The 12,926-nt window shown below is 57.5% G+C and carries 13 protein-coding genes; 11 read left to right on the forward strand and 2 right to left on the reverse strand.

The window, feature by feature from the left end; all coding sequences use genetic code 11:
• The first annotated feature begins 5 nt into the window (after positions 1 to 5).
• The 10 genes from ACFO3A_RS01455 (at position 6) to ribD (ending at position 10,134) form a co-directional block, all read left to right on the forward strand.
• Positions 6 to 581, forward strand: a complete 576-nt coding sequence (locus ACFO3A_RS01455; RefSeq protein WP_377723311.1) for a GspH/FimT family pseudopilin — start codon at positions 6 to 8, stop codon at positions 579 to 581.
• Positions 578 to 1,219: a type IV pilus modification protein PilV gene (pilV, locus tag ACFO3A_RS01460; protein ID WP_377723313.1), complete on the forward strand. Its 642-nt coding sequence runs from the start codon at positions 578 to 580 to the stop codon at positions 1,217 to 1,219. Before ACFO3A_RS01455 ends, pilV begins: the two co-directional genes overlap by 4 nt.
• 12 nt (positions 1,220 to 1,231) lie before the next feature.
• Positions 1,232 to 2,005 (forward strand): PilW family protein, encoded by a 774-nt coding sequence (locus tag ACFO3A_RS01465; RefSeq protein WP_377723315.1) that lies wholly within the window; start codon positions 1,232 to 1,234, stop codon positions 2,003 to 2,005.
• Positions 2,005 to 2,805 (forward strand): pilus assembly PilX family protein, encoded by an 801-nt coding sequence (locus ACFO3A_RS01470; RefSeq protein ID WP_377723317.1) that lies wholly within the window; start codon positions 2,005 to 2,007, stop codon positions 2,803 to 2,805. The genes ACFO3A_RS01465 and ACFO3A_RS01470 overlap by 1 nt, the downstream gene beginning before the upstream one ends.
• 50 nt (positions 2,806 to 2,855) lie before the next feature.
• On the forward strand, positions 2,856 to 6,695 hold the full coding sequence (locus ACFO3A_RS01475; RefSeq protein WP_377723319.1) for a pilus assembly protein: 3,840 nt from the start codon (positions 2,856 to 2,858) through the stop codon (positions 6,693 to 6,695).
• A gap of 38 nt (positions 6,696 to 6,733) precedes the next feature.
• Positions 6,734 to 7,165, forward strand: a complete 432-nt coding sequence (locus ACFO3A_RS01480; protein ID WP_377723320.1) for a type IV pilin protein — start codon at positions 6,734 to 6,736, stop codon at positions 7,163 to 7,165.
• Between the two features lie 166 nt (positions 7,166 to 7,331).
• Positions 7,332 to 8,315 carry an IS5 family transposase gene (locus ACFO3A_RS01485; protein ID WP_377723322.1) on the forward strand — a complete coding sequence of 328 codons (984 nt, stop codon included), beginning with the start codon at positions 7,332 to 7,334 and terminating at the stop codon, positions 8,313 to 8,315.
• Between the two features lie 184 nt (positions 8,316 to 8,499).
• Entirely contained in the window at positions 8,500 to 8,682 is a 183-nt protein-coding gene (locus ACFO3A_RS01490; RefSeq protein ID WP_377723324.1) for a hypothetical protein, read from the forward strand.
• A 2-nt stretch (positions 8,683 to 8,684) separates the two neighbouring features.
• Positions 8,685 to 8,993 carry an addiction module antidote protein gene (locus ACFO3A_RS01495; RefSeq protein ID WP_377723326.1) on the forward strand — a complete coding sequence of 103 codons (309 nt, stop codon included), beginning with the start codon at positions 8,685 to 8,687 and terminating at the stop codon, positions 8,991 to 8,993.
• A gap of 40 nt (positions 8,994 to 9,033) precedes the next feature.
• Positions 9,034 to 10,134: a bifunctional diaminohydroxyphosphoribosylaminopyrimidine deaminase/5-amino-6-(5-phosphoribosylamino)uracil reductase RibD gene (gene ribD / locus ACFO3A_RS01500; RefSeq protein WP_377723328.1), complete on the forward strand. Its 1,101-nt coding sequence runs from the start codon at positions 9,034 to 9,036 to the stop codon at positions 10,132 to 10,134.
• Here the strand turns inward: ribD and ACFO3A_RS01505 are convergent.
• Positions 10,102 to 11,124, reverse strand: a complete 1,023-nt coding sequence (locus ACFO3A_RS01505) for a tRNA dihydrouridine synthase (protein WP_377723330.1) — start codon at positions 11,122 to 11,124, stop codon at positions 10,102 to 10,104. The two genes, ribD and ACFO3A_RS01505, sit on opposite strands and share 33 nt — an antisense overlap.
• A gap of 79 nt (positions 11,125 to 11,203) precedes the next feature.
• On the opposite strand from ACFO3A_RS01505, the gene ACFO3A_RS01510 reads away from it, so the two are divergent.
• On the forward strand, positions 11,204 to 11,704 hold the full coding sequence (locus ACFO3A_RS01510) for a hypothetical protein (RefSeq protein ID WP_377723332.1): 501 nt from the start codon (positions 11,204 to 11,206) through the stop codon (positions 11,702 to 11,704).
• Positions 11,705 to 11,738: 34 nt separating this feature from the next.
• Here the strand turns inward: ACFO3A_RS01510 and ACFO3A_RS01515 are convergent, their stop codons facing one another.
• Positions 11,739 to 12,920: a methyltransferase gene (locus tag ACFO3A_RS01515; protein ID WP_377723333.1), complete on the reverse strand. Its 1,182-nt coding sequence runs from the start codon at positions 12,918 to 12,920 to the stop codon at positions 11,739 to 11,741.
• Positions 12,921 to 12,926 lie beyond the last annotated feature (6 nt).

A 12,926-nucleotide genomic window follows, 5' to 3' on the forward strand; every position in this document is an offset into this window, starting at 1 on the left:
CCGCCGTGCAGCATCCCCGCTATCCCTCCCATCTGCTAACCCAAGGCTTTACCAACGTAGAGCTGATGGTCACTGTGGCCGTGCTGGGCGTGCTCACTGCCATTGCTGCCCCCAGCTTTCGCCCCCTGTTTGAACGTTGGCGTGTTCACCAAGCGACCAGCGACCTGGAAAACTCGCTGTACTACGCTCGCTCCGAAGCCATCAAACGGGGCGGCAACATCACCATGGAGAAATATGCCAACACCGCAGGTGGTTGCCAAAACGCCAGCACCACCCAGGAATGGGGCTGCGGCTGGGTCATCTGCCATGACAAGGACAACAACGGCACCTGCCACGCCACCAAAGACCCCAAGCTGCAAGAAGTGCGCCTATCAGGCGACGTGAACGTCATGCGCAAGCCCTCAGGCAAAAGCCTGAAATTTGACCGTTATGGCATGACCAATGGCAACAACACCTTGAGTTTTACCCTGCTGCCTGCCTCCTCCGGTGTCAGCTCGAACGACACCAAAACCCTGTGCATGGCCTCTGGTGGCCGGATTCGCACCCTTTCCGGCGAAATTGATTGCAAGAAACAATTATGAAATACCACTATTCATCAATACCTGCCCTTTATCGTCGCCAGCGCGGTATTACCCTGCTCGAATCCTTGGTTGCTTTGATAATTTCCATGCTGGGCATTCTTGGCATTCTTGGTATGCAAATGCGCACGCTGACGGACACTCAAACTACCGTGCGCCGTGCTCAAGCCATTCGCTTGATTGAAGATCTGAGTGAGCGCATGCGTGTCAATCCCAATGCCCTGACCCAAATCAACGAATACGTTTCCGGCTTTGGCGATGGTGATAGCGACGATGGGCCACCTGATGACGCCTGCGCCACCGGCTGCGAACCTAAGGAGCAAGCCGACTATGACATATGGGCCTGGAAACAATCCGTAAGAAATCTCCCACTCGGACAGGCCAATATCTTTCTAGCGCCCGGCGAAACCGATGACAGCAACCGCAGACAATTGGGCATCATTATCAGTTGGCGTGAAAATGAACGCAACGATGCCGATGAGAATTACCGCGATGCCATCAATGCCGTAAATTCCGCTGGCGATACCGATGACGACAATGCCTGCCCCGCAGACAGGATATGCCATCTCCAATACATCTCCGTTCCCGCACGATGCGCCCCCTATGGCAGTGGCGCAAGCATTAAATACTACTGCTCATAAAAAATTATTACTATGCAACATATAAAAAAACCCCTTCCCGACCAGAAAGGTTTAACGCTGATTGAATTACTGGTAGGTCTATCCGTTGGCCTACTGGTCATTGGTGTAGCCTCTGTCGCACTCTTAGCATCACGCGGCGTATCAGGGAGCGTCAGGGACTCCAGCGGGCTTCAGCAACAAGCTGCTTACGCCATGCGCGTCATTGGACAGCATACACGCCAAGCCGGCTCTTTGTATTTAGAAATGAATCCGCCTGGGCAAGAAAACTCTGTTGTTTTCCTGAAAAGAGAAGGCAACATCATTACCACCAACTCCAACAACACCAGCCTGACGACCTATTTTAGCTCTGATGGCAGCAGTCTTTCCAGAAACTGCCTAGGCAACACCCCAACCCCAAATACCGCTAACACCCCCATCAGCAACAGTTTTGCTTTACACGCTGCAACCAATTCTTTGCGTTGTGAAGGGCAGCCCATCATCAATCAGGTGGCAGACTTCAAAATACGCTATCTGGTGCAGAAAAATGGCGCTACAGGCGAAACCAATATCACCTATACCGATAGCCCGAATGCCAGCGATCAAATCCAGGGCATTGAAATATGTCTAGTGCTTTATGGCACCGAGCGCATTGACCTGCCCGCAGGCACCAGCTACGCAGGCTGTGATTTTGATAATGATGGCAAGCCTCGTGCAGTAGATATAACTGAGCTGACGGGTGAACGCGCCAGCCGTATGCACCTGGTATTTCGCAATGTTTTCCAACTGCGTCCCCAGGGTGAACTGTAATGATGAACAAACATAACACCACCATGCACGCAAGCCAACGACAACACGGCATTGCCCTGTTTATTGTCATCGTCTTTGTCATGCTCTCCATGCTGTTGGCATTATGGGCATCTCGCACCTCTATTTTTAATGAAATGGTTGTGGGTAATGATGCAGATTATCAACGTGCCTTTGAAGCGGCACAAGCCATGCTGCAAGATGCCGAACTAGATATCCGCAATGAAAACGCCGATGGCACCGTTTGCACCACCTGCCGCAAAGCCATGATTTATGCCGATGCGACCACCAACCCAAAAAAACTCCCAACTACTGTCTCTGAACGTGAAACACTGCTGGCTGAACTAGACAACGAATCCACCCAATGTAAAAACGGGCTATGTATGCGCCGTACAAACAGAACCGTCAGCGGCACAACAATAGAGCCATGGACAGCAGCAGACCTGAATGACCTGGCAGCCAAAGGCATTGGGGCACGCTACGGTGAATATACCAAAGCAGAAAGAGGTGAACACACTAACCCTCTCCTGAACTGGGTGAACCATGCCGACCCGATCAAAGTGCAAGAAACCACCAATGCTTGGTACTGGATTGAAATCCTGCCCTATGTGGACGACACCGGCGGCGGTGTGGAAATACTGGGTGAAGGGAGCAACAAAAACCTCTGGCTACCCGTACTGGGGCAAGAGCGCGTAGCCTACCGCGTTACTGCTATGGCTAGGGGACTGAAACCCAATACCCAAGTGATATTGCAACAGGTCTATATCCGCCGTTACCACAGCGGTGATGGTGACGATATTTAATCTCGCATCAAACTATTCTTGCCACCTCTTCATTAAAAAAGGAGCGCACCATGTCAAAAATCCATAAAAATAATATCCCTCGGCATTTTGAGAAAAAAATACTCGGCCTGGCCGCAGCGACTTTATTTTTGCCGCACAGTGCTCAGGCTTTAAACTTGGTGCAAGAGCCACCTATTCCCAAGGCCAGCTCTACCTATGTACCGCCTAACATCATCATCTCTGTAGATGATTCGGGGAGTATGAACTACCGCTTGGATCAAGAAAATGCTACTGGAGCCACTGACGAAAAAAAACCCGTAAATGGAGTTTGGCCCAGTACCAGCAGGCGTATGAATGTATTGAAACACTCTTTACAACAAGTGTTTAAAGATGATGATTTGATAGCAACCGGAAAGATTCGTTTGGCATGGCAGGTCATGCACGCCAATGGTGATGTAACGAGTGATGAAAAAAACGTTAATAGTGCCACTATGAAAATCAATTCTATGCGACCTATTGACGCGGAGATAACTACCAGTTCAGGTGGTAGAAATCCAACCATCACTACAACAACCCACCGAGCAAATTTTTTGAAATTTGTGGATAATCTTTCCTCAAATAGTGGCACACCATCCCATACGATGTTTTCCCAAGCGGATGCCTATATGCGCCGCGATCTTAGTCCCAATGGGCCATGGTCTACCGATCCAGGCGGCACTGGCACAAAAAGCACTGAATACTTGGGCTGCCGCCGCAATTACCACATCATGATGACCGATGGCCGTTGGACTGGAACGGCAACGGGTAACCAGCAAGATGGAAAAGACTGGGAAGCCTATGGCACAGGAGAGCGCCAGCGCAAAGCCTATAGCACCTCCTCTGATCAGACCCAAATATACCGAGACGACGAGGAAAGCACCCTGGCCGATTGGGCCTTCAAAAGTTGGATGGAGCCATTGCAAACATCGGGTTTGCAACACACAGACCAACTCAAACCCGCCCAAGAATACCAAGATGCACCAGGCACCGAAACATTTACCCAAACAAGGGTTGTTACACCAGCCTATGAGACTTGCAACAGCTACAGTCAGGTTTGTGTTAGATGGAGAAATAATGGAAATTGTCGGGAGTATGAAAATCAATGCACTGGAGGATGGACTTCACATCCTGAAAAATCAGAAACTAAGACCGTCGACCTAGAAAAATATTGGAATCCTAAATACAACCCCGCCACCTGGCCTCATATGGTTACTTATACCATCGGTTTCAGTGATTCGGCAACGACATGGCCAGGCGCATCTAATATTCAAATACCAACACTTGCAGCAGCCACCTCCGATACGGATAAAGGGGGCTATGTAGGCTACGACAAGGGATTTATTGATTTAGTGACAGGCTGGGAAACTTGGCCGAAAATGAATCGTTCAAATACTGGTAACGAAGCCGCTGGGAAAGAAGTGCGCTCTCTTGACTTGTGGCATGCTGCCATTAACGGCCGAGGACGTTTTTATCCTGTAACCAAAGGCGAAGACTTGGAAAAAGCCTTCCGTTCCATTATCGGAAAAATCAATGAAGAAAACGCCCCCCTGCCCCCGGCGGTTAATGTAGGTAGCGCAGCCAGCGGCTATAGCGTGGCGGAAAACAATGCCGGTATCTTTGTCGCAGGCTACAGCCCCGAAGATGCCTGGCGCGGCTGGGTGCAATCGGCCGCAGCCGTCACTCCGGAAGAAGTGACCTGCGGCGTACATGAAGACGAATTCATAGAACGAGAGGAGGGCCAGGAAGTCGCCCCCGATGAAGAGGGTACAGGAGCCGCACCTGGAACCTGCGTGCGTTTTCCCAGCCCCGTCGATGGTTGGGAGGACAAAACCACCGCCGAGCGCCTGGATGCCCTGAGCAACGATGCAGTAAAAACCAGCGCTGGCCGCTTGATTCTGAGCTGGAATGACGAAAATGCAGCAGGCGCCCAATTTCTGTGGGATACGGATAACACCACCTATATGAGCGCTGCGCAAAAAGCCCTGCTAGGTAAATCCAGTGGCGATACCGGCCTGACCGTGGAAAACAGGGCGGAAAACATCCTCAACTACATCCGGGGCGACCACTCACTGGAGAGCGGCACCAACGTCAGCACCGACAAACCCTACCGCAAACGCATCAGCCGCCAGGGCGATATTGTCAATTCTGAAATCTGGTACACCGGTGGTCCAATCAGCAACTTTGGCCTGTCAGGCTATACCAGTTTTGCCAAAGCCAATGTCAACCGTACTCCCATGCTGTACGTAGGCGGAAACGATGGAATGCTGCACGGTTTCTCGGCCTTGGACGGCACCGAGAAAATCGCCTACGTGCCCCGTGGCGCATTCGCTAATTTGAAGCATCTGACACACCCAGACTTCAATTACGATCATAAATACTATGTCGATGGCTCACCCATGACTGGCGACATCAAAGTCGGCAGTAGTGCCACCGACTGGCGCACCGTGCTGGTCGGCACCATGGGCGCAGGTGGCAAAGGCTATTTTGTGCTGGATGTGACCGACCCCAGTGCTGCGGGTTTTAACGCCAGCGCAGCCAGCACTCTGGTCATGCTGGACAAAACACGGGCCAATAATGAAACCATCTCTGGCGACCTAGCTGATCTTGGCAACATTACCGCCCAGCCCGCCCGCAATCCCAGCAACTTGCAGCAAACCACACAAATTGCCCATTTAAATAATGGCCGCTGGGCCGCCATCCTAGGCAATGGCTACAACAGCGAAAATCAGCGTCCGGTATTGCTCATCCAATACCTGGATGGTGATAAATCACTGCAACGCATCCAGGCCACCAACCATACCAAAGGCACAGGCCATGCCGCAGATAATGGCTTGAGCGCCCCCACCCTGGTAGATTTGGACGGCAACGGTACGCCCGATATAGTTTATGCCGGTGACAACCTGGGCAATATATGGAAGTTTGATCTACTCGACAGCGATCCGACCAAATGGAACGTGGCCTTTGGTATCAACACCCCCCTGTTCACCGCCAGAGGCCCAGTAGCCCTGAACGGTGAGCGCAACCAGGTACAGCCCATTACCGCAGCGCCCATCGTGCGGGCCAACAACCGGAATATGACCGTGCAAGTCGATGGCGGGGGTACAAAAACCAGAGCTATTGGCGGTTTGGTCGTGGCCTTTGGCACAGGCCGCAACTTGACGGCCAATGACCGCGCCACCGATGTACAGCAAAACGTACAAACCCTGTACTCCATCATCGACACCACCAGCTATACCCGTGAGAACGGTCAACTGAAAATCCATGCTGGTACTGCGGGCTGCACCACCACCTCAGCCACCGCCTGCGTGCTGCCCCCAGCAGCCATAGGCACACTAGCTGAGGACGGTGCCCCCTTGGCCAAGCGTAAACTTCAATATCTAGAAAATGATGACAGTCACCGCACACTAACGGTGGTGGACGAGTTGAATAAAACCACCTGGAAAAACTACAAAGGCTGGTATGTCGATTTTCCCGATACAGGTGAGCGCCTACTCAAACCCATGCAGTTTTACGCCGGTACAAATATTTTGGCTGTGTATTCTGAGTTACCGGACGGAACACGCAGCGCAGAAAACCAGGGCGTAAATGAAAGCTGCTCCCCCGCCACTGTATTGGCGGCAGAGGGTGTGCAAATGCGTTCCTTTATTAACATCATGGATGGCACAGCCCCTGCCTTCCAGATTGTGGATTACAACGGAGATGGCATATTCAATGCGCTAGATAAAAATGTTATCGGCAAAAAGGTTCCCAAAGGCTCCCCGCTTCTGATGGCCAATTTACAAGGTGGTCTGGACAAAACAGGGGGCGGTAGCGAAGCCCTGGCCCCCATTCCAGAACAATCCATGCGCCCCAACTGGCGGCAATTGCAATAAAGCAGATATTCTTTCTATTTATAGATAAAAGGTCTTTTGTGCATACACAACGCCATATCCCTACTCGCCCTTCACAAAAGGGCTTCACCCTGATCGAAGTCATGATCGTCGTGGCGATCGTCGGCATCCTGAGTTCCATCGCCTACCCCAGCTACACCGAATATGTGCGCAAGGGCCACCGCGCCAGCGCCAAGGCGGCGCTGCTGCAGGCGGCACAGTGGATGGAACGGGCTGCCACGGCAACAGGAGCTTACCCAGCTACCACAAGTTTCCCTGACAACTTAAAAACTGTGGAAGGTGATCGCTATACCGTTAGCATCAATACCGCAAACGACCGCAGCAGCTACACACTGACCGCCACCCCGAAAGGAGCGCAATCCGGTGATAAATGCGGCAATTTCACCCTGACCAATACAGGTGCGAAGGATGTCAGTGTCTCCGGCAAGAAGGCCGAATGCTGGGGCCAATAATGCTCTAGCATCCAGGGCATGACTGACCATGCCATGTATATGCAGGAAGCGCTTGGGCTGGCCGCCCAGGCGCTTTTTTTATCCAAGACCAATGCCAGTTAAGGATGCTCTGCACGAATCCGTCTGCGATGTGCTTGACCATGCCTGAAGCCCAGACAATACAAGCATGAAGCAAAGCAGCCTGGGCCTGAGCAACACCACCAAACGCACCCGCAAGCGCGAATTTCTCGATGCCATGGAGCTGGTGGTGCCTTGGGCTGAGCTGGTCTCGCTGATAGAGCCCTACGCACCCGAGAGTGGGCGCCGGGGCCAGCAGCCATTTGCAGTGAGCACGCTGCTGCGCATCCACTTCATGCAGCAGTGGTTCAAACTCAGTGACCCCGCCATGGAAGAAGCCTTGCACGACGTGCCAGCCTTTCGGGACTTTGCAGGCCTGTCCCACTGGGACGCACAGATCCCCAGTGAATCGAGCATCCTGCGCTTTCGTCACATGCTGGAGCGCCACAAGCTGGCCGATCAGATCCTGGCCACCGTGAATGCGCTACTGCAAGCCAAGGGGTTGCAACTCAAGGCAGGCACCGTAGTGGATGCCACGCTGATTGCTGCGCCCAGTTCAACCAAAAACCAAAGTCACGAGCGTGACCCCGAGATGCACCAAAGCAAGAAGGGCAACCAGTGGTACTTCGGCATGAAGGCGCACATCGGGGTGGATGCGGACTCGGGCCTGGTGCACACGGTGCGGGGCACCAGCGGCAACGTGAGCGATGTGGTTGAAGCCAACAGCCTGCTGCACGGGCAGGAGACAGACGCCTTCGGCGATGCGGGCTATCAGGGAGTAGACAAACGCAGCGACGCCAAGAAGGAGGTGCGCTGGCATGTGGCCATGAAACGAAGCGTGCGCCAGGCGCTGGACAAGGACAAGCCCGTAGATGCGTTGATCGAGCAGCACGAGAAGATCAAGGCGAGCATCCGGGCCAAGGTGGAACACCCGTTTCGAATAATCAAGCAGCAGTTCGGGTATGTGAAGGTGCGCTACCGCGGCCTGAAGAAGAACACGGCGCAGATCGTCACGCTGTTTGCGCTGAGCAACCTGTGGATGGTCAGGCACAAGTTGCAGGCCCTGGGACAGGTGCGCGTGCAAGGGGCGTAATGCCCGCCAAACCGGGGGAATTACGCTCGATACGCGCTTGAACTGAGCTTGGCGACTTGGTCGAGGCTGGTTTTACCTGTCAGGCGGGCGTGGCACGTTCACAAGTGATTCGTGCAGAGCATCCTTAACCGCAAACCACCTTGATCCAATTGCAAAATTGTGAACAAACGATTACTTTTGCACCATGTACACAGTCAAGCAACTGCCGGAGTTTTCCAACTGGCTGTCCAGCCTGCGTGACGGCATGACACGCCGCCGCCTTGCACGATGGCTGGAAAAGGTGCAACGCGGTCTTCTGGGGGATGTGCAGCCCGTGGGAGAAGGCGTATATGAGATGCGTGAGTTCTTTGGTATCGAAGGAGTATGAGCATGACCAAGAAGATGAACGTCGCCGATCTGCCTGAGTTCGATATGGCCGAACATCTGGACAGTGACCAGGCTATTGCCGAATACCTCAGCATCGTTCTGGAAGAAAACGATGCCGCTGAACTGACCCACGCACTGGGAACCATTGCCCGCGCCCGTGGAATGACAGAGGTGGCCCGCGCCAGCGGCCTGACGCGAGAGGCGCTGTACAAGGCCCTGCGTCCCACATCCCAACCGCGCTTTGACACCATCATGAAGGTGCTGCAGGCAATGGGATTGCAGTTCAGTGTGCAAGCTGTTACGCAATCTTGAGCGGCGTAGCACGCATTGATAATGCTCTAGCATTCACGGCATGACTGACCATGCCATATATATGCAAGAAGCGCTTGGGCTGGCCGCCCAGGCGCTTTTTTTATCCAATCCCAATCCGCGCGTGGGCTGTGTGCTGGTGGATGCGCAAGGGCGCGTGATTGGCCGGGGCTTTACCCAGCAGGCCGGCGGCCCGCACGCCGAGGTGATGGCGCTGCGCGATGCGGCGGCGCAGGGGCACAGCACCGAAGGGGCCACCGCCTACGTGACGCTGGAGCCATGCGCCCACCACGGGCGCACGGGGCCATGTTGCGATGCCTTGATTGCCGCCGGCGTGCAACAGGTGGTGGGCGCGATGACCGACCCCAACCCGCTGGTGGCGGGCCAGGGTTTTGCCCGGCTGCGTGCTGCCGGGGTGGCGGTGCAGGTGGGGCCAGGGGCGACAGAGGCGCATGAACTGAACATCGGCTTTTTCCACCGGATGCAACGGGGCCTGCCCTGGGTGCGGCTAAAGGCCGCTGCTTCGCTGGACGGGGCTACGGCCTTGGGCAATGGCCTGAGTCAGTGGATTACCAGCCCCGCTGCCCGCGACGATGGCCACCACTGGCGGGCACGCGCCTGTGCGGTGCTGACCGGCATCGGCACCGTGCTGGCCGATGACCCGCAACTGAACGTCCGCGCCGTAGCCACGCCGCGCCAGCCGCAGGTGGTGGTGGTCGATAGCCGGTTGCGCATTCCACTCGATGCCAAGGTTTTAAGAGCTGCGAGCGCTTGTATTATCTACACTTCAAGCACAAATCAACCCAAGATTGAAGCATTGCAAGCGCTAGGCACTACAGTTATTCAACTCCCCAACACCCAGGGGCAGGTCGATCTGGCGGCCATGGTGCGTGATCTGGCGCAGCGCCAGATCAATGAGCTGCACGTGGAGGCAGGCGCCATCCTGAACGGCGCATTGCTGGCCCAGGGGCTGGTGGACGAGCTGCTGCTCTACCTGGCGCCGCAACTGCTGGGCCTGGGCTGCCGGGGCATTGCCGCGCTGGGGCCGCTGGAGCAGCTGAGCCAAGGCGTGGCGCTGCAACTGCACGATGTGGCCCAGGTGGGGCCGGACCTACGCGTGCTGGCCCGGTGCGTGCGCGGCTAATTGCTGCTCCAGCCATTGGCTGATGGCGTTCTGGTCGGTCAGGATGCGCACCTGCTGGTAGGCCGTTTCGGCTTCGGGGTAGCGGCGGCGCAGCAGGTTGAGCCATTGCTTCAGGCGCCCGCCGCGCTGGTTGGGGGTGAGGTGCTCGCACACCAGCACCCAAAACCGCTGCATGTGGGGCAGCATCTGCGCCCAGGGCAGTAGCGGCGGCAAAGTGGCTGGAACGGCATCGGCAAACGTATCAACAAAAGGCACGCCCTGCGCCAGGGCAGCGCGGATGGCCAGGGCCAGGCCGGGGTCGGCGACGCTGCCCCGGCCCAGCATCAGGTCGGCGCAGCCCGATTGCTCGCGGCAGCGCAAGGCGTCCTGCACGCTCCAGATTTCGCCATTGGCAATGATGGGGATGTGCGGGCCGACGGCCTCGCGGATCAGCGGGATCTGCTCCCAGTACGCAGGCGGACGGTAGCCATCGGCCTTGGTGCGGGCGTGGACGACCAGCTCGCACGCGCCGCTTTCCACCATGGCCTGGGCGCATTCGCGCATCCGGCCCCGGTCGTCGAAGCCCAGGCGCATCTTGGCAGAGACGGGCAGATGCCCCGGCACGGCGCGGCGCACGGCGGCCACCAGGCGGGCAATGCTCTCCGGGTCCTGCAACATGGAAGCGCCGCCGCCATGGCGGTTCACGGTTCTGGCCGGGCAGCCGAAGTTCAGGTCGATACCCTCCGGCCCCAGGGTGGCGAGGAAGGCGGCGTTCTCGGCCACGCTCACCGGGTCGGAACCCAGCAATTGCGCCCGCACCGGCACGCCCGCCAGGGTGCGGCTGCCATTGGCCAGCTCGGGCATGAAGCGCAGAAAGACGCGTTCGGGCAGCAGCGTGCCGCTGATGCGGATGAATTCGGAAACGCAGCGATCCGCCCCGCCAATGCGGGTGAGCACGTCACGCAGCACGAAATCGAGCAAGCCCTCCATGGGGGCGAGTAGCAGTTGCATTGCCCATTCACACCTTTGTCATATTCACCGCTTGCAATAGCAGCTATTTCCACGCTTGCTGTTGCCGCTCGCACATTCCATGATTTTGCAAAAAACTGCCAAAGCCCTGGATGAACTCCAGCCCGGTTCACGAAGACTGCCCCAGCGGGCACGAACCGTGCTGCTGCTCGCTGGCGGCAAGACCTTGGAGGAGCTGCACGGACTGCTGGGCGGCGATCATGCCGCAGTCGCCCAGGAGTTGGTGGAGCAAGGGTATCTGCAACTGACGGACCATGCGGCGGCATCAACAGCAACGCATCCTGCCCCTGCGGCTTATCCGGAAGTACCTACTGACGGCCTGTCGACGGCAGGCACCCGCATGTATTTGTTCGACCTGTGCGAACGCCTGTTTGCCAACCGCCATGAGGCGCTGGCGCAATCCCTGCGCACCCAACTGCGCGAGGCACGCGATCTGGCCACGCTGCGCCACGCCGGGCTATCCCTGCTGGATGCCGTGCAAACCCATGCCGGCGAAGAGCGGGCCGCAGCGCTGCGCGAAAAACTGGGCGCTTTGCTCGACGCGCCGCCGCAGCCTGCCTGAAACATTGCTGCGAAGCGGGTTCAACTTGCTGGCACTACCGCGCCACCACCAGCCGCCACAGGGAGGTGACTTCGGCGGCCCGCGCTGTATGCAGCGGGTTCTGCCGATCCTGGGCCTTGGGGTGGCGCGGACGGGTGTCCAGACGGCCTGCCACGGCCAGCCCTGCTGCATCGAACCAGACCAGCAGATCGGCACGGCTGCGCAGGCCCAGGTGTTCGGCAAGGTCGGACAGGATGAGCCAGCCTTCGCCCCCCGGGCGCAGGCGGGCGGCCAGCCCATCGAGGAAGCCGCGCAGCATCCGGCTGTCGGGGTCGTACACGGCTTGCTCCAGGCTGGTCGTGGCCCGTACCGGCAGCCAGGGCGGGTTGCAGACGATGAGGTCGGCCTGACCGGGCGGGAACAAATCGGCATTGAGCAGCTGGACTTGCGCGGCCACGCCCAGGCGCTGGACGTTGTCCTGCGCACAGGCCAGCGCCCGCGCAGCGGTGTCGGTAGCCACCACCCAGGCCGCGCCCCGACGGGCCAGTACGGCGCTCAGAACGCCGGTGCCGGTGCCAATGTCCCAGGCCACGCCGTCGCGTTGGGTCGCTGCGGCAGGCAGGGGGGCCTGGGCCACCAGATCGACGTATTCCCCGCGCACGGGGGAGAACACGCCGTAATGCGGGTGGATGCGGTCGTAGCCGCCCAGGGTTTTGAGGGCGGGGATGTCCACGCCGTTCTTGCGCCATTCGTAGGCGCTGACGATGCCTTGCAACTCGCGCAGCGCTATCACGCGGGCAGGGCCGTCGGCCTGCGCTGGCCCCCAGGCTTGCGTGCAGGCAAGCTGCACATCCGGGGCGCGGCGCAGAGGGATACGGTAATCGGCCGTCAAGGGAATCAGCACGCTGCCCAGGATGTGCGCCCGCCGCGCCTGCATCTGGCGCTGCTGGTGAAACGCCTGGGCCGGCGTCGTGGCGATGGTGGCGGGCGCCGGTGCAGCGGCTTTCTTGCGGCTGCGTGCAGGGGCGTCCAGGCGGCGCTTCAAGGCATCCAGCAAATGGCGGGCATTAAAAAAATCGCCCTGCCAGAGCAGGGCGGTGCCTTCGCAGATCAGGCTGTAGGCAGTGTCGGCGGCGATACGGTCATCCGCCACCTGCAGGCGCGGAGGGCTGGCCCGGCCAGCTTCGCTGTGCCAGACCGCTTGCTGCGGCTGGCCCTGGTATTCCCATTGCAGCATGGCGGT

The organism is Comamonas nitrativorans, assembly GCF_042654765.1.
In the GTDB taxonomy this organism is placed as follows: domain Bacteria; phylum Pseudomonadota; class Gammaproteobacteria; order Burkholderiales; family Burkholderiaceae_C; genus Comamonas; species Comamonas nitrativorans.